Consider the following 18,289-nt stretch of genomic DNA (forward strand, 5'->3'; position numbering starts at 1 on the left):
CGGCGCGGCTGTGCTCGTCACCGGCGGGCCGCCGGGTTTCCGCGCTACTCACCGGTCAGCGCCTGGGTCGGCGAGTGCAGCGTCTTCAGGGTCTTGCCGTCACCGAGGTACATGTGGACGCCGCACGGCAGGCACGGATCGAAACTGCGCACGGTGCGCATGATGTCGATGCCCTTGAAGTTCTCGCGGTCGTTCTCCTCGAAGATCGGCTGACCCTGCACCGCGTCCTCGTACGGGCCGGGCGTGCCGAAACTGTCGCGCGGGCTCGCGTTCCACGGCGTCGGCGGATACGGGTGATAGTTCGCGATCTTGCCGTCCCGGATCACCATGTGGTGCGACAGCACACCGCGGACCGCCTCGGTGAAACCGCAGCCGATGCCCTCGTCGGGCACCTCGAACTTCTCCCAGGTCTTGGTGCGGCCGGCCCGGATCTCCGTCAGCGCCTTCTCGGCGAAGTGCAGCGCGCACGCCGCCGCGTAGGCCTGGAAATAGGTGCGGGCCCGATCCCGTTCGATGGTATTGCTGCCGAATTGCGGGATCTTCCACTCGAATTCGACGGGACCCTTCAGCGCCGTCTTGGGCAGATTGATCCGCACGCTGTGCCCGGTGGCCTTCACATAACCGATGTCGACCAGTCCGGCCAGCGCGGTCGTCCACAATCGGGCCAGCGGACCGCCGCCGGTGTCGAGGGCCAGATGGTCCTTGCCGTCGAACCAGCGCGGCGACATGACCCAGCTGTATTTGTCCTCCAGATCGCGCTTGTGCGGATGCGGATTGGTGTGCTGATTCCAGGGATGCCGGCGGTCCACCGGATTGCCCAGCGGGTCGCGGCTCACGAACATCTCCTGATCGGTCCAGTCGTCGTAGTACGAACTGCCGAGCAGGATGCGCAGGCCGAGATTGATGTCGATCAGGGAGGTCGTGACCAGTTTGCCGTCCACCACCACGCCGGGGGTGACGAACATCTTCCGGCCCCAGTCCTCCATGTCCCGATACCGGAAATTGCAGAACTCGGGATCCTGGAAGGAACCCCAGCAGCCGAGCAGCGTGCGGCGCAGGCCCACCTGTTCGTAGCCGGGCAGCGCCTCGTAGAAGAAATCGAACAGGTCGTCGTGCATCGGCACGGTCTTCTTCATGAATTCGACGTACCGCATCAGCCGGGTCATGTAGTCCGTCATCAGCTGCACCGTCGCGACCGTGCCCACACCGCCGGGATACAACGTCGACGGATGCACGTGCCTGCCTTCCATGAGGCAGAACATCTCCCGGGTGTAGCGACTGACCTGCAGCGCCTCCCGGTAGAACTCGCCGGTGAACGGATTCAGCGCCCGCATGATGTCGGCGATGGTCCGGTATCCGTGAGCCTCCGAATGCGGCGCGAGCGTCTTCTCGGCGCGGGCCAGCACACCGGGATTCGTCTCGGCGACCATCTTCTCGCAGAAGTCCACCCCGACCAGGTTCTCCTGGAAGATGTTGTGGTCGAACATGTATTCCGCGGCCTCGCCGAGATTCACGATCCACTCGCCAAGATGCGGCGGCTTCACGCCGTACGCCATGTTCTGGGCGTAGCAGCTACAGGTGGCGTGGTTGTCGCCGCAGATACCGCAGATGCGGCTGGTGATGAAATGCGCGTCGCGCGGATCCTTGCCGCGCATGAAGATCGAGTAACCGCGGAAGATGGACGAGGTGCTGTGACACTCCACCACCTCCCGGTTCTCGAAATCTATCTTGGTGTAGATGCCCAGGCTGCCGACGATCCGGGTGATCGGATCCCACGCCATCTCCACGAGGGTGCCGGGATCGTTCGGATGCTGCGAGGGGCGCGGGATGATCTGCGTCATCGAAGTCCTCTCCTACCAGGTGCGGGTGGCGCCGGTCAGCAACTCTCTGCCCTTGTGCCGCCAGTGCGGTTCCTTGTCGACGGTCCGGCCGGTGATGTGCCGGAGATTGCGGATCACCGAGCCGTACAAACCCGATGCGGCCGACGAGAACTTTCCGCCGGGCGGCTCGTCCATGAACGGCATGAACTTGTCCGGGAATCCGGGCATCGTGCAGCCGATACAGATGCCGCCCACGTTCGGGCAGCCACCCACCCCGTTGATCCAACCCCGTTTGGGCACATTGCATTTCACCACCGGACCCCAGCACCCCAGTTTCACGATGCATTTCGGGGACCCGTACTCGGTGGCGAAATCGCCCTGCTCGTAATATCCGGCCCGGTCACAACCCTCGTGCACGGTGGCGCCGAACAGCCACTTCGGCCGCAACGCGTCGTCCAGCGGAATCATCGGCGCCTGACCGGTCGCCTGATAGAGCAGATAGGTCAGCGTCTCGGAGAGATTGTCCGGCTGGATCGGACATCCCGGCACGCACACGATCGGAATTCCCGCCTTGGACTTCCACTCCCACCCGAGATAGTCGGGCACACCCATGGCGCCGGTCGGATTGCCGGCCATCGCGTGGATACCGCCGTAGGTGGCGCAGGTCCCGACCGCCACGACGGCAGTGGCCTTGGGCGCCAGCCGATCCAGCCACGCACTGGTCGGCATCGGCTGCCCGGTGTCCGGGTCGTTGCCGAAGCCACACCAATAGCCCTCGTCGTGCAATTGCTCGTTCGGAATGGATCCCTCCACGACCAGTACGAACGGCTCCAATTCGCTGCGGTCGGCCTTGAAGAACCACTCGAGGAAGTTGTCCGCACCGCCGGACGGCCCGCATTCGAAATCGATCAGCGGCCAGTGCACGGCGATTTTCGGCAGACCCGGCAGCGCGCCGAGCGCGATCTCCTCGATGCTGGGCTGCGTGGCGGCGGTCAACGCGACCGAATCACCGTCACAACTGAGCCCCGCGTTGATCCACAGCACATGTATGAGCGTTTCCTCGGCTTCGACAGCTTCTCGAGTCGGCATGGACCGCCACCCTTCGGAAGTGCGGTTCGTCGGCGGGCGTTCCGGGACCGGAACGCCGAATTATGACCAGGATCACATCAGCGTCCGTAGTCTAGGCACGGGCGCGATAACGGCTCAACAGCGTTTCGAGTAAACCGGCGCCGACCCCGCATTTCCGTCCATCGCGGTGATATCGGTTCGTGACTCTTGCGCGGGCCCGCGCAGCCGAAGGGCCCGGTCCGGCTTTCGCCGAATCCGGGCCCTCAGGTCATGGAACAAACACGTGCCGGTGCGGACCGTTGTCGACGACCGGCGGCTACCGCTTCCGGACCGCGTAGGTCAGGTGGGTGACCCGTCGGGTCGACTCGCCGTGAATCTGTTCCAGGGCAACGCGGCTCGCGTCGACACCTTCGAAAAGCCGGATTCCGGAACCGAACAGCACGGGCGAGAGCGCGATCGTGAACTCGTCGACCAATCCGGCGTTCACGTATTCCAGGATCGTCGCGCCACCGCCCGCGATGCGGACGTCCCGATCACCGGCGGCTGTACGAGCCCGGTCGAGCGCCGTCTCGATACCCTCGTTCACGAAGTGGAAGGTGGTCCCGCCCGGCCGCGCCCAGGGATCACGCTGCTCGTGCGTCACGACGAAGACCGGTGTGTGGAACGGCGCCTCCTCCGGCCACGCCTGCTCACCGGCCTCGAACATGCGCTTGCCCATCACGCTCGCGCCGGTGCGCTCGAATGTCGTTCGCGCGATGTCGTTGTCGGGTCCTTCTTCCCCGCCCTCGCCGAGCTTCAGGTTCTCCCGGAAGAACCGCAGCGGAAATATCCACTGCTGCAATTCCATCCACTGCTGTCCCATCAACTCCTCCGCCGACTCGGGTGCGATGAACCCGTCCAGCGACATCGATACGCTGAAGAAAACCTTCCCCGCCATCAGCCCGCCTCTCCCTTCCGAACGACCTCGGCGACATAGGCGGCCAAATTGCCCAGGGTCTGTTCGCCACCCTCGATCGCGTGGAACTTCTCGGCCGCCTCGTCACGCAATTCCTTGGTCGGGAACACCGTCCGCATCTCGACCCGCGTCGCCGCACCCTCCGCCGCGAACGTCACGACCGACTCGAACGCCTCCGGATCGCCGCGAAACTCACCGTGCAGCAACGAGATCCGCTCGGGAGCGACGATCTCGGTGAACGAGATCCACTCCCGGTAATCCGTCCCGTCCGGCCCGTGCATGACGAACACCCACTCCCCGCCGGCCCGGAACTCGAAAGCCGTTGTGGTAGTGGTGAACCCGTCCGGCCCCCACCACTGCGACAGGTGCCGGACCTCGGTGAACGCCTCGAACACCACCTCCCGCCGCGCTTTGACGACCCGCCCGATCACGATCTCGCGATCGGCCGTATCGACGGTCGCTATCTGTTCCGAACCCATTCGTTTTCCCTTCTCGTGGCCATGTGCCGCATCGGTCACCGCTGCTCCCGTCCCGCTTGTTCGAGACTCTGCACGTACTCGTCCAACCGATCGAAGCTCTCGTTCCAGAACCGCTCGAACCCACCGACCCACTCGTGGACCGGCCGCAACCCACCGGCGTCGAGCCCGTACATCCGCTGCTTGCCCACCTTCCGGTCGCGCACCAGCCCGACCTCCCGGAGCACCCGCAGATGTTTGGACGCGCCCGGCTGCGTAATCCCCAGCTCCTGGGCCAGTTCGGTCACCGGCCGCTCCCCACCCCGCAGCAGCACCAGGATCTCCCGGCGCTGCGGCTCGGCGATCGCGTTGAAGACGTCCGACGTCGTCGCTAGTCGTGCCATGCGGTCGATCATATTCCGATATGGGTATGTGTCAAGGGGGCATCCGGCGGGTTCGGAAAAACGGCATAGTTGGATACATCCAAGTTTGATGCCATCAATCGTGATAGCATCAAACTTGGATGTATTCGTTCCGAGGAGGGGTGGCCTATGGACGGCTTCATCGGTAGACAACGTGAGCTCGCATCGCTGCAGCGGATGGTTCAGCGGGTCGTCGCGGGCGGGCGGGCGGGCCGACCCGGCCGGGCGATACTGATGCGCGGGCGTCGGCGAGTCGGAAAATCGCGCCTCGCGGAGGAGTTCGTCGAGCGGTCCGACTTGCCGTTCCTGTACTTCACCGCGTCGGCGCAGCGGTCGGCTGAGCTGGATCTCCGCTTGTTCGTCGAGTCCGGCGCGTCGTCATCATTGCCGGATGCAGCCAGGTTTACCGGGCAGCACCCCAGGGACTGGGATGCGGCACTTTCTTTGCTTGCGTCGGCGCTACCCGACGATCAGCCGAGCGTCGTCGTTATCGACGAAATGCCCTATCTCATCGGCAACGACGCAGGTTTCGAGGGCAGTCTGCAGAAAGCATTCGATCGGGAGCTGTCGCGCAAGCCGATGTTGTTGCTGTGCATCGGCTCCGATCTGGCGATGATGGAAGCCCTCAACGAGTATGGTCGGCCGTTCCATCAGCGAGCGAGCGAAATGGTGGTCCCGCCACTGAATCCCGCCGACGTAGCGGAGATGCTGGGACTGCCGTCCGCTGACGCGTTCGACGCCTTCCTGGTATCGGGCGGCCTGCCTCTCATTCTGGATGAGTGGCCGCAAGGCGCCACACCCGCGGAGTATCTGGCCGACGCGGTCAGCGACCCGACGTCGGCCTTGCTCGTCAGTGGCGAACGCGCACTGGCTGCCGAGTTTCCCGAAGATGCGCAGGCCCGTCGGGTATTGAGTGCGATCGGGGCCGGGGAGCGCACGCACACTCTCATCGGCAGAGCGGCGGATCTTCCCACGGCCAGCCTCGGCCGGGCGCTGCGATTGCTGACCGACAAGCGCATCGTCGAGGCGCTGACTCCGCTTTCGACGCAGCCCTCCCGTGAAACCCGCTACATCGTCGCCGATCCCCATCTGCGATTCTGGCTGGCCTTCCTCGGCGCCTACCTACCCGAAATCGAGCGGGGACGCGGCGATCTCACGCTCGCGCGCATCGAGCGCGGCTGGGCCGCATGGCGCGGTCGCGCGGTCGAATCCATTGTCCGCGAATCACTTCGGCGTCTACCTGAGCAGCTCCCCGAAGATACCAACGCCATCGGAGGGTACTGGACCCGTACCAACGATCCGGAAATCGACATCGTCTGTGCGGACCGGGAACCCATCGCCAAGAAGATCACCGCGGTCGGCTCGATCAAGTGGCTCGACAAGAGGCAGTTCGACAGCCACGACCTGACCCGCCTGTACCTGCATCGCTCCCAATTGCCCGGCGCGGACGAAAGTACTCGGATGCTGGCCGTTTCCCGGGCCGGCGTCAGCGTGCCGGGCGTCACTGGATTCACGCCGGACGACCTCATCGCCGCATGGCGTTGAACATCCGCATGCAATTGCCGAACGAGCGCATTCGCCACGGAAGGAACGGGCGTGAAACTCGGAACAGACTTGGAACAGCTCGAACAAAGACCAAGGGCAGGTCAAGAATTATGCTCTTGACCTGCCCTTTCAGGGTGGACGACGGGACTCGAACCCGCGACATCCAGGATCACAACCTGGTGCTCTACCAACTGAACTACGTCCACCATGCCGGCGTTCACCAGCGCGGTAGATCGTAACGCCAATCCGGGGCGGAAACCTAATCGGTGCCCGTGCGGGGGGTGTTCTTGCTGGTACCGGTGGTGCTCAGGGCGGTGGCGACGGCGGCTATCTCGGTGGTGGAGGGGCCGGGGGCGGGGACGAAGGCGGTGCGGCGGTAGTACTCGAGTTCCCGGATGGATTCCTTGATGTCGGCCAGGGCGCGGTGGGCGAGGCCCTTCTCGGGCTGGCCGAAGTAGATGCGGGGATACCAGCGGCGGCAGAGTTCCTTGATGGAGCTCACGTCGATCATGCGGTAGTGCAGGTGGGTGTCCACCGCGGGCATGTCGCGGGCGATGAAGCCGCGGTCGGTGGCGATGGAGTTGCCGGCCAGGGGGACGATGCCGGCGGTGGGGGCGTGTTCGGTGATGTAGGCGAGGATCTGTTGTTCGGCCTCGGCGAGGGTGACGGTGGAGCGGCGGACCTCCTCGGTGAGGCCGGACCGGGCGTGCATTTCCTGCACCACCGGCGGCATCGCGGCCAGGGCGTCGTCGTCGGCGTGGATCACGATGTCCACGCCGTCGCCCAGGATGTTCAGGTCGCTGTCGGTCACGAGTGCGGCCACCTCGATCAGCTTGTCGCTGTCGAGCCGGAGGCCGGTCATCTCACAATCCATCCACACCATCAATTTGTCGGACACGCGAGCAACATTACGCGGCGCGATTTCGGCGCCACGGTGATGTCGCTCGGCTGTGTGATCACCGGATATATGGTTTTCGCGAATTCGTGCTCGGTTCGGGTCGGTCGGCGGCAGCCGACGGTGGGACTTCGGCGGACGGAGGATCGGCGATGACTACTTCTCGGGACAGGGCGGTAGCGGCTCGGAAGGCGGCCGAGGAGGCCGCTCGGGTTGCGGCGGAGGCGGCTGCCGCGGCGGAGGCGGCCGAGCGGGAGGCGGCCGGGGGTTCGGCGGGGGCGGCCCGGGAGATCGCGGCGGGGTACTCGGTCGCGGGGGCGGCGCTGGAGCTGGGCGCCGTGGTGGTGGATGGCGTGGTGGATTCCGATGCGCGCGTGCGGATTCCGATGCGGACCGTGAATCGGCACGGGTTGATCGCGGGGGCCACGGGTACCGGTAAGACGAAGACCGTGCAGGGGATCGCGGAGCAGTTGTCGGCGGCGGGGGTGCCGGTGGTGCTGGCCGATATCAAGGGGGATCTCTCCGGGCTCGCGCTCGCGGGGGAGGGTGGGGAATCGGTGCTCGCCCGCGCTCGGGAATCGGGGGATACGGAATGGTCGCCCAGCGGGTTTCCGGTGGAATTCGTATCGCTGGGGACCGGGGGGATCGGGGTTCCGATTCGGGCGACGATCACGTCGTTCGGGCCGGTTCTGCTGAGCAAGGTGCTCGGGTTGAACGAGACGCAGGAATCCACGCTCGGGCTGATATTCCATTGGGCCGACGCGCAGGGGCTGGCGTTGCTGGATCTGAAGGATCTGCGGGCGGTGATCCAGCATCTGACCAGTCCGGAGGGTAAGGGCGATCTGAGGGGGATCGGGGGAGTGTCGGCGGCCACCGCGGGGGTGATTCTGCGGGCGCTGGTGAACTTGGAGGGCGAGGGTGGGGACACGTTCTTCGGGGAGCCGGAGTTGGATCCCGCGGATCTGTTGCGGACCGCGGGCGGGCGTGGGGTGATCACCGCCTTCGAATTGGGGGCGCAATCGGCCCGGCCGGCGTTGTTCTCCACGTTTCTGATGTGGGTGCTCGCGGATCTGTTCCAGACGTTGCCGGAGGTCGGTGATGTGGACCGGCCGAAGCTGGTGTTCCTGTTCGACGAGGCCCATCTGCTCTTCCGCGGCGCGTCCGAGGCGTTCCTGGAGCAGGTGGAGCAGACCGTGAAGTTGATCCGGTCGAAGGGGGTGGGTGTGTTCTTCTGCACGCAGCTGCCGACCGATATCCCCAACGCGGTGCTGTCGCAGTTGGGCGCGCGGATTCAGCACGCGTTGCGGGCGTTCACACCCGACGATCAGAAGGCGTTGTCGAAAACCGTTCGTACCTATCCGAAGACGAGTACCTACGATCTGGCGGAGGCGCTGACCTCACTGGGGATCGGTGAGGCGATCGTGACGGTGCTGTCCGAACAGGGGGCGCCGACTCCGGTCGCGTGGACGCGGCTGCGGCCGCCGCGGTCGCTCATGGCCGGGCTCGGGGACGAAGCGATTCGTGCTCGGGCACAAAGGAGTTCGTTGTGGGCCGAGTACGGCGCGACCGTCGACCGGGAATCGGCCTACGAGATCATGGCGGCGAAAGTGGCTGCGGCGCAACCGGAACCGCGTTCCTCCGGCCGCGTGGAGCCGGAGGAGGCCTCTGCCGCCGATCGGATCATGAGCAATCCGGCGGTCAAGAGTTTTCTGCGTTCCGCCGCCACGGTCGCCGGTCGGGAGATCGGCCGGTCGATTTTCGGAACTCGCCGGCGGTGACCGGAGGAACGCGGTGCCGGGCGCCCGGCGCCGCGGACACGGCCTCAGCCCAGGTCGCGGGCGAGCAGGTCGGCGGGGGTTTCGCGGCGGATCAGCGGCCGGCTGCGGCCCTCGGTGACGGCGACGATCGGGGGGCGGCCGACGCCGTTGTAGGAGGAGGCGAGGCTGTGGTGGTACGCGCCGGTGCAGGGGACGGCCAGGACCTCGCCGGGGCGCAGATCGGCAGGCAGGATCACGTCGTGGGCGAGGATGTCGCCCGCCTCGCAGTAGCGGCCCGCGACGGTCGCGGTCATCCGGGCGCCGGTGGGGTGGCGGTTGACGAGGACCGCGTCGTAGCGGGCCCCGTAGAGGGCCACGCGCGGATTGTCGTTCATGCCGCCGTCGACGATCACGTAGGTGTGGCCGCCCTGGACGTGTTTGACCGTCATCACGCGATAGAGGGTGACGCCGGCGCGGGCCACGATGGCGCGGCCCGGTTCCACGGCGATCCGGGGGCGCGGGAAGTGGTGCAGGGAGCAGGCCGCGTCGAGGGCGTCCTCGACGATGTCGGCCAGGACCGGGAGCGACATCTCCGGGTCGCCGCCGCGGTAGGCGACGGCGTGGCCGCCGCCGAGGTCCAGTTGCGGGAGCCGGATGCCGTGCTCGCGGCGGATGCGGGCCATCTCGGCGATCATGCGGCGGACGGCCTCGCCGTAGAAGTCGGCGTCGTGGATCTGGGAGCCCAGGTGACAGTGGAGGCCGACCAGGTGGAGCATCGGCTGGCGGAGGATCCGCTCGACCGCCTCGGTCGCCTGGGCGCTGCCCAGCGGGAAGCCGAACTTCTGGTCGGTGACGCCGGTGCGGACGGCCGGATGGCCGTGCACGTCGATGTCCGGGGACAGGCGCAGCAGGACCTGCTGGGGACGGGTCGCCAGGGCGGCCAGGAGGGTGATCTCGGTGAGCGAGTCGACCACGATGCGGCCGACCCCGGCGGCGACGGCGGCCTCGAGTTCGGCGAACGGCTTGCCGCTGCCGTGCAGCACGATCCGCCGCGGGTCGACGCCGGCGGCCAGGGCGATGGTGAGCTCGCCGGCGGAGCAGACGTCCACCGACAGGCCCTCCTCGGCCACCCAGGCCGCCACCGAGCGGATCATCAGGGCCTTCGCGGCGTAGATGATCTCCGCGTCCGGGAAGTGCTTGCGGTAGGCCCGGCAGCGGCGGCGCACCTCGGACTCGTCGAGCACGTAGGTGGGGGTGCCGTACTGGTCGGCGACGTCGCTGAGCGCCACACCGCCGAGGGTGACGCGGCCCAGGTCGTCGTAGTGGGTGTCGCACGGCCAGACGCCGGAGTCCAGCCGCGGTGACGACATCCCCGCGCGCAGTGACGGGCAGATCTCGAGCAGTGTCAAGGTGTCTCCTGCTGTTCGCCCCGCTTTCGATGGTGCTGCGGGGTCAACGCCAGAACTACGCCTGGTAGTCGATCATCGGGTCGACCGGTTACGGTCCTTCGACGCGCGAGCTCGCGATCTTGACGCCATCCTGACGAGGGTGTGTTACAGACCACCCATCCGCTTGTAGACGGCGCCGACCACCGGAGCGGTCAGCGCGCGCGGCGCGTACTGACCGGCCACGCTCATACCCTTGCTGATCAGGCCCGGGACCACGCGCATCTTGTTGCGGGCCAGGGAGTCGATGGACAGTTTGGCGGTGTGCGCGGCGGATACCCAGACGAATTCGGGGATCTTGGTGCCCACATCCTCCTGATCCGGGTTCGTGGTGCGGACCGGGCCGGGGGCGAGCAGGGTGACGTTGACGCCGGTGCCGCCGAGTTCCCCGCGCAGCGATTCGGAGAACGAGTTGGTGAACGCCTTGGTGGCGGCGTAGGTGGCGTTGTTCGGGACGGCCATGTTGCCGGCGACGGAGCCGGTGATCAGGATGCCGCCGGCGCGGCGGGCCAGCATGCCGGGCAGCACCGAGAGGGTGAGGTCGTGCACCGCGACGGAGTTGAGTTCCACCACCGCGCGCTCGTAGGCCGGGTCGAGCTTCGCGACCGGGCCGAAGGTGGCGACGCCGGCGTTGTTGCACAGGATCGCGATATCCCGTTCGGCCAGCTCGGCCGACAGCGGCCCGCGCTCCTCGCGATCGGACAGGTCGACGGCGCGGACCTCGGCCGTGACGCCGTAGCGATCGCCGAGCCGGACCGCCAGGTCGGTCAGCAGTTCCTTGCGGCGGGCCACCAGGATCAGCGAATATCCGCGCCGCGCAAGCTCTTCGGCGAGCGCGGTACCGATCCCCTGGGAGGCTCCGGTGACGACGGCACGGTTGTCGGCGGTGGGTGCAGGCAGACTCACGCCCGGCAGCCTACCGTGACGTGCTGCGGTCCTCGACGGTCGCACGGTGCGGCGACCGGGGCGCGCCGCCGCACGGGGTGCGGGAACCGGCCGGGTGTGCGGCAACTGCGGACACGTGGCGACCGGTGCGGCGGCGGACCCGGAACGACGCGGCCGCGTCGATGCGGATCCGAATCATCGAGGCTTGGGCTCCATGAATGCGATGCCCCACTTCACATGGCCGTTCCACACGCTGGCGATGCGGCCGCCCTGGACGGCGGGCTTCGGATCGCCGATCGGACCTCCGGCCGCACGGACGGCCGTGACGGTCCGATCGAGATCGGTTGTGCCGAAGGCGATCCCGGCCAGAATCGGGGGACGGCCGGACGAGACGACCTCGAGGAACGGTTTGCCGACCCGGTAGAACGCCATCTCGGGGCCGGACGGCCCGCGCGGATGGAAGCGGCGGCGCGGTTCGGCGCCGAGCACCGCGTTCAGCGCAGTCACGGCGTCGTCCAGGTCGGGAACCCAGTAGACGAGATGGTCGACGTAACTTGCGACGTTGGGATGTGTTGCGCGCGAGTCGATTCCATTGCCGAGCGAGGCGGTGCTCGAACTGGGGCCGGCCCCGGGACCGTAGCGTCCACCGATCCCGGCCGGGGAGTCCCGCGAATCCGCGGCGGCGCCGGAGCCATTCCGGGTGCCGGGTTCGGGGTGTGGGGCGCCGGCCTGCGCACCGAGGCCGGAGGCCCCGACGGATTCGGAGCCGGCTCCGGCGCTCGGGCGCCCGTCCCGGGCCGAGACCGGACTCGGATCGAGGCCCGGGATCCGTTCCGCTACCGGTATTCCCAGAACTGCCGGATCGGCGTGCACACGGTCGAACCCCCACGCGGGTTCGGCGCCGACGGTGCAGGTCACCGCGCCGAGCCGGAACGTACCGTCGGTGATGTCGAAACCCAGTGCCGCCCAAGCACTTTCGTCACCGGGCAGGCCGATGCGGTTGAGCAGTGGTCCGGTGTTCACAGGCCCGCCGCCAATCGGGTGCCCTGGTCGATCGCGCGCTTCGCGTCGAGTTCGGCCGCCAGTTCGGCGCCGCCGATGAGATGGGTGGTGACGCCGGCGGCCTCGAGCGGCTCGACCAGGTCGCGCACGGATTCCTGTCCGGCGCAGACGATCACGTTGTCGCAGTCGATCACGCGGGGGCGCTGCCGCTTCTCGCCGAAGCTGATGTGCAGGCCGCGATCGTCGATGCGCTCGTAGTTGACGCCGCCGAGTTGCTCGACGCCCTTGGCCTGCAACGCGGCTCGGTGCACCCAGCCGGTGGTCTTGCCGAGGCTCCTGCCGAACGGGGTCGACTTGCGTTGCAGCAGTACTACTTCGCGTGCGGCGGGGGCCGCCCGCGGTGGGGCGAGCTGACCTCGCGCCTCGGGATCGTCGGCGGTGACGCCCCATTCCTCCTTCCACTCGTCGAGTTTCAGGGTGGGATGGCCCTCGACGGTGAGGAATTCGCTGACGTCGTAACCGATTCCGCCGGCGCCGATCACGGCCACCTTGCGGCCGACCGGCTTCTCCTCGCGGACCAGTTCGGCGTAGGTGAGCACCTTGGGATGATCGATGCCGGGAATGTCGGGGATGCGCGGGCGGACACCGGTGGCGAGCACCACGTGGTCGTAGCGGCCCGCCACCAGTTCGGCGGCGGTGACCCGGCGCTCGAGCAGGACGCGGACGCCGGTGAGTTCCAGCCGGCGGGTGAAGTAGCGCAGCGTCTCGGCGAACTCCTCCTTGCCGGGGATGCGGCGGGCGATGTCGAACTGGCCGCCGATCCGGTCGTCGGCCTCGAACAGGTCGACCTCGTGACCGCGTTCGGCGAGGGTCACCGCCGCCGACAGTCCGGCGGGGCCGGCGCCGACGACGGCGACGCGCTTGCGGCGGCGGGTGGGCAGCAGCAGGAGTTCGGTCTCGTGCCCGGCGCGCGGATTGAGCAGGCAGGACACCGTCTTTCGCGCGAAGGCGTGGTCCAGGCAGGCCTGGTTGCAGGCGATGCAGGTGTTGATCTCGTCCTCGCGGGTGGCCAGGGCCTTGTTCACCCAGTCCGGATCGGCGAGCAGCGGGCGGGCCAGCGACACGAGTTCGGCGTCGCCGCGGGTGAGGATCTCCTCGGCGGTCTCGGGCATGTTGATCCGGTTCGAGGCGCAGACCGGGATGTTCACCTGCGCCGTGATCTTCGCGGTGAACTCGGTGAACGCGGCGCGCGGCACCGAGGTGACGATGGTCGGCACCCGGGCCTCGTGCCAGCCGATGTCGGTATTCAGGACGGAGGCGCCGGCGGACTCCAATTCCCTTGCCAGTTCCAGGATTTCGGTTTCGGTCTGGCCGTGTTCGACGAATTCCGCCATGGACAACCGGAATACGAGGAGAAAGTCGTCGCCGACGGCGGCGCGGATGCGCCGCACGATCTCCAGCGGGAACCGCCGCCGGTTCGCCGCCGTGCCGCCCCACCGGTCGGTGCGCTTGTTGGTGCGCGGCGCGAGGAACTGGTTGATCAGATAGCCCTCACCGCCCATCACCTCGACGCCGTCGTAGCCGGCGAACTGCGCCAGCCGCGCGCAGCGCACGTAGTCCTCGATCGTCCGCTCGATGCCGCGGTCCGACAGCGCGCGGGGCCGGAAGGGGTTGACCGGCGCCTTGATCGAGGAGGCGGACACGCTGAACGGCACGTAGGCGTAGCGGCCGGCGTGCAGGATCTGCAGTGCGATCCGGCCGCCCTCGGCGTGGACCGCGCGGGTGACGGTCCGATGCCGGTACGCCTCGGTTCGGCTGGTGAGTTTGGCGCCGAAGGGCAGCAGCCACCCCTCCCGGTTGGGGGCGTACCCGCCGGTGATGATCAGCCCTACTCCGCCGCGCGCGCGTTCGGCGAAATACGCTGCGAGCCGGTTGATGTCCCACGCGCGGTCCTCCAGGCCGGTGTGCATCGAGCCCATCACCACGCGGTTGCGCAGGGTGACGGAACCGACCGTCAACGGTTCGGACAGGTGTGGATAGCGGTTCACTGGTTCACCTTTCGCCCCGGGGCGGTAATGCGGCGAGTACCTCGTCGCACCATTCGACGAAGCCGGCCTCCACCCGGACGCCGCCGCGCAGCACCAGATATTGGTGCAGCGCGGTGCCGGACAGGCTCGCCGGATCGGAGAAATCCCGTTTCTCGATCAGCCGGTAGACCTCGAGCCGTTGCGCGTGCGACTCGCGATGACGGGCCACCTCGGCCCGCAGCGCGACCCGATCGCCGTGCGCGGCGCCGCGGATCTTGACGCCGAGTTCGCTGCGCAGCGGCCCGAGATCCTCCGACGGTTCGGCGATCCAGCGGGCCAGTTCGGCCCGTCCGGCCGGGCTCACGGAGTAGACCTTCTTGTCCGGGCGGCCCGACTGGGCCACGGCCTCGCCGTCGACCCAGCCCAGGTCCGCCATCCGCTTGAGGACTCGATAGATCTGCTGATGTGTTGCGCTCCAGAAGAATCCGATGGATCGGTCGAAGCGCCGAGCCAGCTCGTAGCCCGAGCCGGCCCGCTCGCTCAGCGACACCAGCAGCGCGTGCTCGAGGGCCATACCGCCGAGGCTAGCCGACGATTTCGCTTCTATGCAACCAGGTGCATAGGGAGAATTGGTAGACGTTGGGTATCATCGGCTCCGGTGCTCGCACCATCTCGGATACGGGAGGGGCGTCGGACGGGTCCGGGAGATCCGTGCGGCGCCCTTCTGATGTTCCCGCCGCCTTATCGCACGGCGCGCACCGCCAGCGCGACGGCGGCCAGGACGGTGAGGCCGATCGCGATCGCGGTGACACCCACGGCGTGCGCCGCCGTCCCGGTCAGCGAGAGGAACAGCGAACCGAAGCTCGCCACCCCGATCACGATGCCGAGCTGCACGCAGGTCACCAGGATGCCGCTGGCGTCCGAGGCCAGGACCGGCGGCACCTTGGACAGCGCGCGAGTCGTCAAGGGGCTGAACGAGACCGCGAAACCGAGGCCCATCGCGGCGTACACCAGCAACTCCGGCACGCCCATGCCGTGACCGTCGCCGAGCCGCCGCCCGAGCACGACCATGGTGGCGCCACCGAGCAGCAGCCCGGACACGATCATCGCCGGGTGCAGCCGGGCCGGCACCCGGGACCAGGTCATGCTGGCGATCGCGAACACCGTGCCCATCGGCGCCCCGACCAGGCCCGCGTGCAGGGCGCTGTACCGAAGGGCCTCTTGCAGATACAGCGAGATCACGAACATCCAGCCGCCGAACGTGCACATCACCACGAGCAGGTTGGCCGCGGTCGGGACCAGGCCCGGGGCGCGCAGCACGGCGTCGGCGAACAGTGGCTCGCCGCCGCGCCGGTGCACCCGCCGCTCGACCAGGACGAAGGCCGCGAAGGCGACGACGCTGCCGCCCAGGGCCAGCCGGGTCCACAGCGGCCAGTGCTGCTCGTGGCCGAGGACCAGCGGCAGCACCAGCAGCAGCACCGCGGCGGTGAGTACGGCGAGGCCGGTCAGGTCCAACCGGCGGTGTGCGCGCAGACCGGCGGGCAGCACCGCGGGCGCCGTCGCCAGCAGGGCCAGGCCGATCGGCACGTTCACCAGAAACACTCCGCGCCAACCGGTTCCGGCGATATCGCCGGTGACGATGAGACCGCCGACGATCTGCCCGGCCACCACCCCGCCGGAGATCACGGCGGCGTAGGCCGACAGCGCGCGGGCCCGTGCCGGGCCGGTGAAGGTGCGCTGGATCATGGTCATCACCTGCGGCACCATCGCCGCCGCGCCGATGCCCTGGAGGAACCGGAAAACGATCAGCGCCAAGCCGTTCCAGGCCAGCCCGCAGGCCAGTGAGGCGATCGTGAACCAGGCCAGACCGGCGAGGAACATGGTGCGCTGGCCGAACCGGTCACCCAGCCGGGCGCCGGTGACCAGCAGTACCGCGTAGGCGATGACGTAACCGGAGACGATCAGTTGCAGCGCCGAACCGGTGGCGCCGAGCGAGATACGGATCGAGGGGATCGCCACATTGACGATCGAGGCGTCGAGAACGGCCATGAACTGGCCCAGCAGGACCACCGCCAGGACCGCGAGAGTCCTTGGGCGCGTGGATGTCTCCGGTCCGGCCGGGGCCGCCGGTGGAGCGGGAAGCGTGCGTGTCATGGGACGAGCCTGCGCCGGGCCCGATCCCGGTAACAGGAGCCTGCTGATACTGGTAGTGCCACCACCTGGATACCGAACGCATTTTCGATGACGATGGAATCATGCCGGAGCCGAGCGTGAACGCCGATCCCCGTCTGCTGCGCAAGGCGCGGCGCGGGGAGTTGAGCGCATTCCTGAAGACCCGCCGCGCCCGCATCACCCCCGGCGAGGTCGGACTGCCGGTCGGTGCGCGGCGCCGCACGCCCGGACTGCGGCGCGAGGAGGTTGCGCAGTTGGCCGGGGTCGGGGTCACCTGGTACACCTGGCTCGAACAGGGCCGTGACATCAATGTCAGTGTGCAGGTGCTCGACGCGGTCGCCCGCGCACTGGCGCTGGACGCCGCGGAGCGTGCACATCTGTACCGGCTCGCCGATGTCCCGACGGTGCCCAGCGCGCATTCCGAGGAGCCGATTCCCGAAGAGCTGCAGGTGATCCTGGATCATCTGATGCCGCTGCCGGGCGTGCTGCTGTCGTCCCGATACGACGTGCTGGCCCACAACGAGGGATTCGCCGCGCTGTGCCCGCTGTTCCTCGCCGCGGAGCGCAACGTGCTCCGGCACGTGTTCACCACTCCGGCGTGCTGCAATCCGTACGCTCGCGGTGGCATCGAAAAGCTCACGCGCATGGTCGGTTTCCTGCGCGCGGCCTATGTGAAGAATTTGCACGATCCGGAGTGGGCGCGGTTCATCGAGGACCTGTGCGGGCGCAGCGCGCAATTCGCGACACTGTGGGAACGCAACGACGTGGCGGTCCCGCCGGCTCGTAACCATGTGATCCGCAATGTCGCCACCGGCGACGTGGCGATGATCCAGACCAGCATGTCGCTGCCGAGCATCGCCGGTTCCTGGCTGCAGATCTTCACCCCCGCCGATACCGATGCCTGGGCGAAACTGCATGCGCTGCTTGCCATGTCACCGGAGGAGCGGGAGCGTCCGTGGCGGGAGCACATCGACCGGGATCACCGTGAGCGCGTGAGCGCGTGACGTCGCGCCTCGACGGTGACCGCGGTCCGGTGGTCCCACGCCGCCGTCCGGTACCTCGGCACGGTCTACCCGTCATCGGTCCGGCGGGATCGCTCAGGATCCCGGGGCCGATCGCCAGGCCGCCATGCCCAGCGAGATCAGACGCACCTGGCCGACCGCTCGCGCGACGATCCCGCCCCGCTCGGCGGGCCGCGCGGTGACGTAGCCGGCGATGTGCTCGGCGACCGTGCCGACGATGAGATCCGCCGCCAGTTCCAGATCGTCGGTGGACCACTTGTCCAGCGCCGGAATGCGGGACAGGTCGACCACCAGTTCCCGGATGATCAGCTGCAGCTCGACCGCGATCGCCTCGCGCAGGGCGGCCGATCCGCCGTGCCGTTCGCGAATCAGGAAGCCGTACAACGACTCCCGGCCGGTGACCTGATCGAACACGAAATGCACCGTCTCGGCGAGCCGCGCGTCCGGGGTGCGGCGCAATTGCCGTAGCGCCAGGCGCATCTGGCGGACACCCTCGTCGACCAGTACGGTGCCGACCTCGTCGAGCGAGGCGAAGTGCCGATAGAAGGCGGTCGGCACGATGCCGGCCGCCCGCGCGACCTCCCGCAGGCTCAGCGCCGCGAAGCCGCGGTCGGCGGCGAGGGCGAGGGTGCCCTCGAGCAGGGCCTGCCGCGTGCGTTCCTTGCGCTCGCCTCGGGTTTCCACCGCCTCGCTCATGTCGGTGAGCATACATCCGTTCACGAACAGCCTTCCGTCCAGATTGTTGCGCCGGTCACAACCAGGATCGGTTGAATATCCGGCCGTTATCGGGGCACACTGGGTGAGTGTACAGATGTGCAC

Annotated in this window: 16 protein-coding genes and 1 tRNA gene; 3 read left to right on the forward strand and 14 right to left on the reverse strand. The window is 67.9% G+C overall.

Annotation, left to right across the window (positions count from 1 at the left end):
- Positions 1-44: 44 nt before the first annotated feature.
- From NRB56_RS09490 to NRB56_RS09510, 5 genes are all read right to left on the reverse strand, one after another.
- Positions 45-1,841 (reverse strand): nickel-dependent hydrogenase large subunit, encoded by a 1,797-nt coding sequence (locus NRB56_RS09490; protein WP_153340575.1) that lies wholly within the window; start codon positions 1,839-1,841, stop codon positions 45-47.
- Between the two features lie 12 nt (positions 1,842-1,853).
- Entirely contained in the window at positions 1,854-2,909 is a 1,056-nt protein-coding gene (locus NRB56_RS09495; protein WP_153340577.1) for an NADH-quinone oxidoreductase subunit B family protein, read from the reverse strand.
- Positions 2,910-3,204: 295 nt separating this feature from the next.
- A complete protein-coding gene (locus tag NRB56_RS09500; protein ID WP_153340579.1) occupies positions 3,205-3,825 on the reverse strand; it encodes a dihydrofolate reductase family protein in 621 nt (206 codons plus the stop codon).
- On the reverse strand, positions 3,825-4,322 hold the full coding sequence (locus tag NRB56_RS09505; RefSeq protein ID WP_153340581.1) for an SRPBCC family protein: 498 nt from the start codon (positions 4,320-4,322) through the stop codon (positions 3,825-3,827). Before NRB56_RS09505 ends, NRB56_RS09500 begins: the two co-directional genes overlap by 1 nt.
- A 35-nt stretch (positions 4,323-4,357) precedes the next feature.
- Positions 4,358-4,702 carry an ArsR/SmtB family transcription factor gene (locus tag NRB56_RS09510; protein ID WP_153340583.1) on the reverse strand — a complete coding sequence of 115 codons (345 nt, stop codon included), beginning with the start codon at positions 4,700-4,702 and terminating at the stop codon, positions 4,358-4,360.
- Positions 4,703-4,849: 147 nt separating this feature from the next.
- Between NRB56_RS09510 and NRB56_RS09515 the strand changes: the two genes are divergently transcribed.
- On the forward strand, positions 4,850-6,265 hold the full coding sequence (locus tag NRB56_RS09515) for an ATP-binding protein (RefSeq protein WP_153340585.1): 1,416 nt from the start codon (positions 4,850-4,852) through the stop codon (positions 6,263-6,265).
- A gap of 133 nt (positions 6,266-6,398) precedes the next feature.
- On the opposite strand, the gene NRB56_RS09520 is transcribed toward NRB56_RS09515, so the two are convergent.
- Together NRB56_RS09520 and orn are read right to left on the reverse strand one after the other, a co-directional pair.
- Positions 6,399-6,471 (reverse strand) — tRNA-His (locus NRB56_RS09520).
- Between the two features lie 53 nt (positions 6,472-6,524).
- Positions 6,525-7,163, reverse strand: a complete 639-nt coding sequence (gene orn / locus NRB56_RS09525) for an oligoribonuclease (RefSeq protein WP_319942773.1) — start codon at positions 7,161-7,163, stop codon at positions 6,525-6,527.
- A gap of 149 nt (positions 7,164-7,312) precedes the next feature.
- Between orn and NRB56_RS09530 the strand changes: the two genes are divergently transcribed.
- Complete coding sequence (locus NRB56_RS09530) at positions 7,313-8,938, forward strand: helicase HerA-like domain-containing protein (protein ID WP_153340587.1); 1,626 nt, start codon at positions 7,313-7,315, stop codon at positions 8,936-8,938.
- A 44-nt stretch (positions 8,939-8,982) separates the two neighbouring features.
- Here NRB56_RS09530 and lysA read toward each other — a convergent pair whose 3' ends face one another.
- The 6 genes from lysA to NRB56_RS09560 form a co-directional block, all read right to left on the reverse strand.
- Positions 8,983-10,326, reverse strand: a complete 1,344-nt coding sequence (gene lysA / locus NRB56_RS09535; RefSeq protein ID WP_153340590.1) for a diaminopimelate decarboxylase — start codon at positions 10,324-10,326, stop codon at positions 8,983-8,985.
- A 144-nt stretch (positions 10,327-10,470) separates the two neighbouring features.
- Entirely contained in the window at positions 10,471-11,268 is a 798-nt protein-coding gene (gene cmrA / locus NRB56_RS09540) for a mycolate reductase (protein ID WP_319942774.1), read from the reverse strand.
- Between the two features lie 174 nt (positions 11,269-11,442).
- Positions 11,443-12,270 carry a VOC family protein gene (locus NRB56_RS09545; RefSeq protein ID WP_153340591.1) on the reverse strand — a complete coding sequence of 276 codons (828 nt, stop codon included), beginning with the start codon at positions 12,268-12,270 and terminating at the stop codon, positions 11,443-11,445.
- The gene (locus tag NRB56_RS09550) at positions 12,267-14,297 is read right to left on the reverse strand and encodes an NADPH-dependent 2,4-dienoyl-CoA reductase (RefSeq protein WP_319942775.1); all 2,031 of its coding nucleotides are present in this window, start codon (positions 14,295-14,297) and stop codon (positions 12,267-12,269) included. Before NRB56_RS09550 ends, NRB56_RS09545 begins: the two co-directional genes overlap by 4 nt.
- A gap of 4 nt (positions 14,298-14,301) precedes the next feature.
- The gene (locus NRB56_RS09555; RefSeq protein ID WP_153340593.1) at positions 14,302-14,850 is read right to left on the reverse strand and encodes a PadR family transcriptional regulator; all 549 of its coding nucleotides are present in this window, start codon (positions 14,848-14,850) and stop codon (positions 14,302-14,304) included.
- 167 nt (positions 14,851-15,017) lie between these two features.
- Complete coding sequence (locus NRB56_RS09560) at positions 15,018-16,430, reverse strand: MFS transporter (protein ID WP_153340595.1); 1,413 nt, start codon at positions 16,428-16,430, stop codon at positions 15,018-15,020.
- A gap of 101 nt (positions 16,431-16,531) precedes the next feature.
- Between NRB56_RS09560 and NRB56_RS09565 the strand changes: the two genes are divergently transcribed.
- A complete protein-coding gene (locus NRB56_RS09565) occupies positions 16,532-17,452 on the forward strand; it encodes a helix-turn-helix transcriptional regulator (protein ID WP_153340597.1) in 921 nt (306 codons plus the stop codon).
- A gap of 93 nt (positions 17,453-17,545) precedes the next feature.
- Here the strand turns inward: NRB56_RS09565 and NRB56_RS09570 are convergent, their stop codons facing one another.
- The gene (locus NRB56_RS09570; RefSeq protein WP_227837458.1) at positions 17,546-18,166 is read right to left on the reverse strand and encodes a TetR family transcriptional regulator; all 621 of its coding nucleotides are present in this window, start codon (positions 18,164-18,166) and stop codon (positions 17,546-17,548) included.
- Between the last annotated feature and the right edge of the window lie 123 nt (positions 18,167-18,289).

This window comes from Nocardia aurantia (assembly GCF_009604425.1).
Taxonomy (GTDB): Bacteria; Actinomycetota; Actinomycetes; order Mycobacteriales; family Mycobacteriaceae; genus Nocardia; species Nocardia aurantia.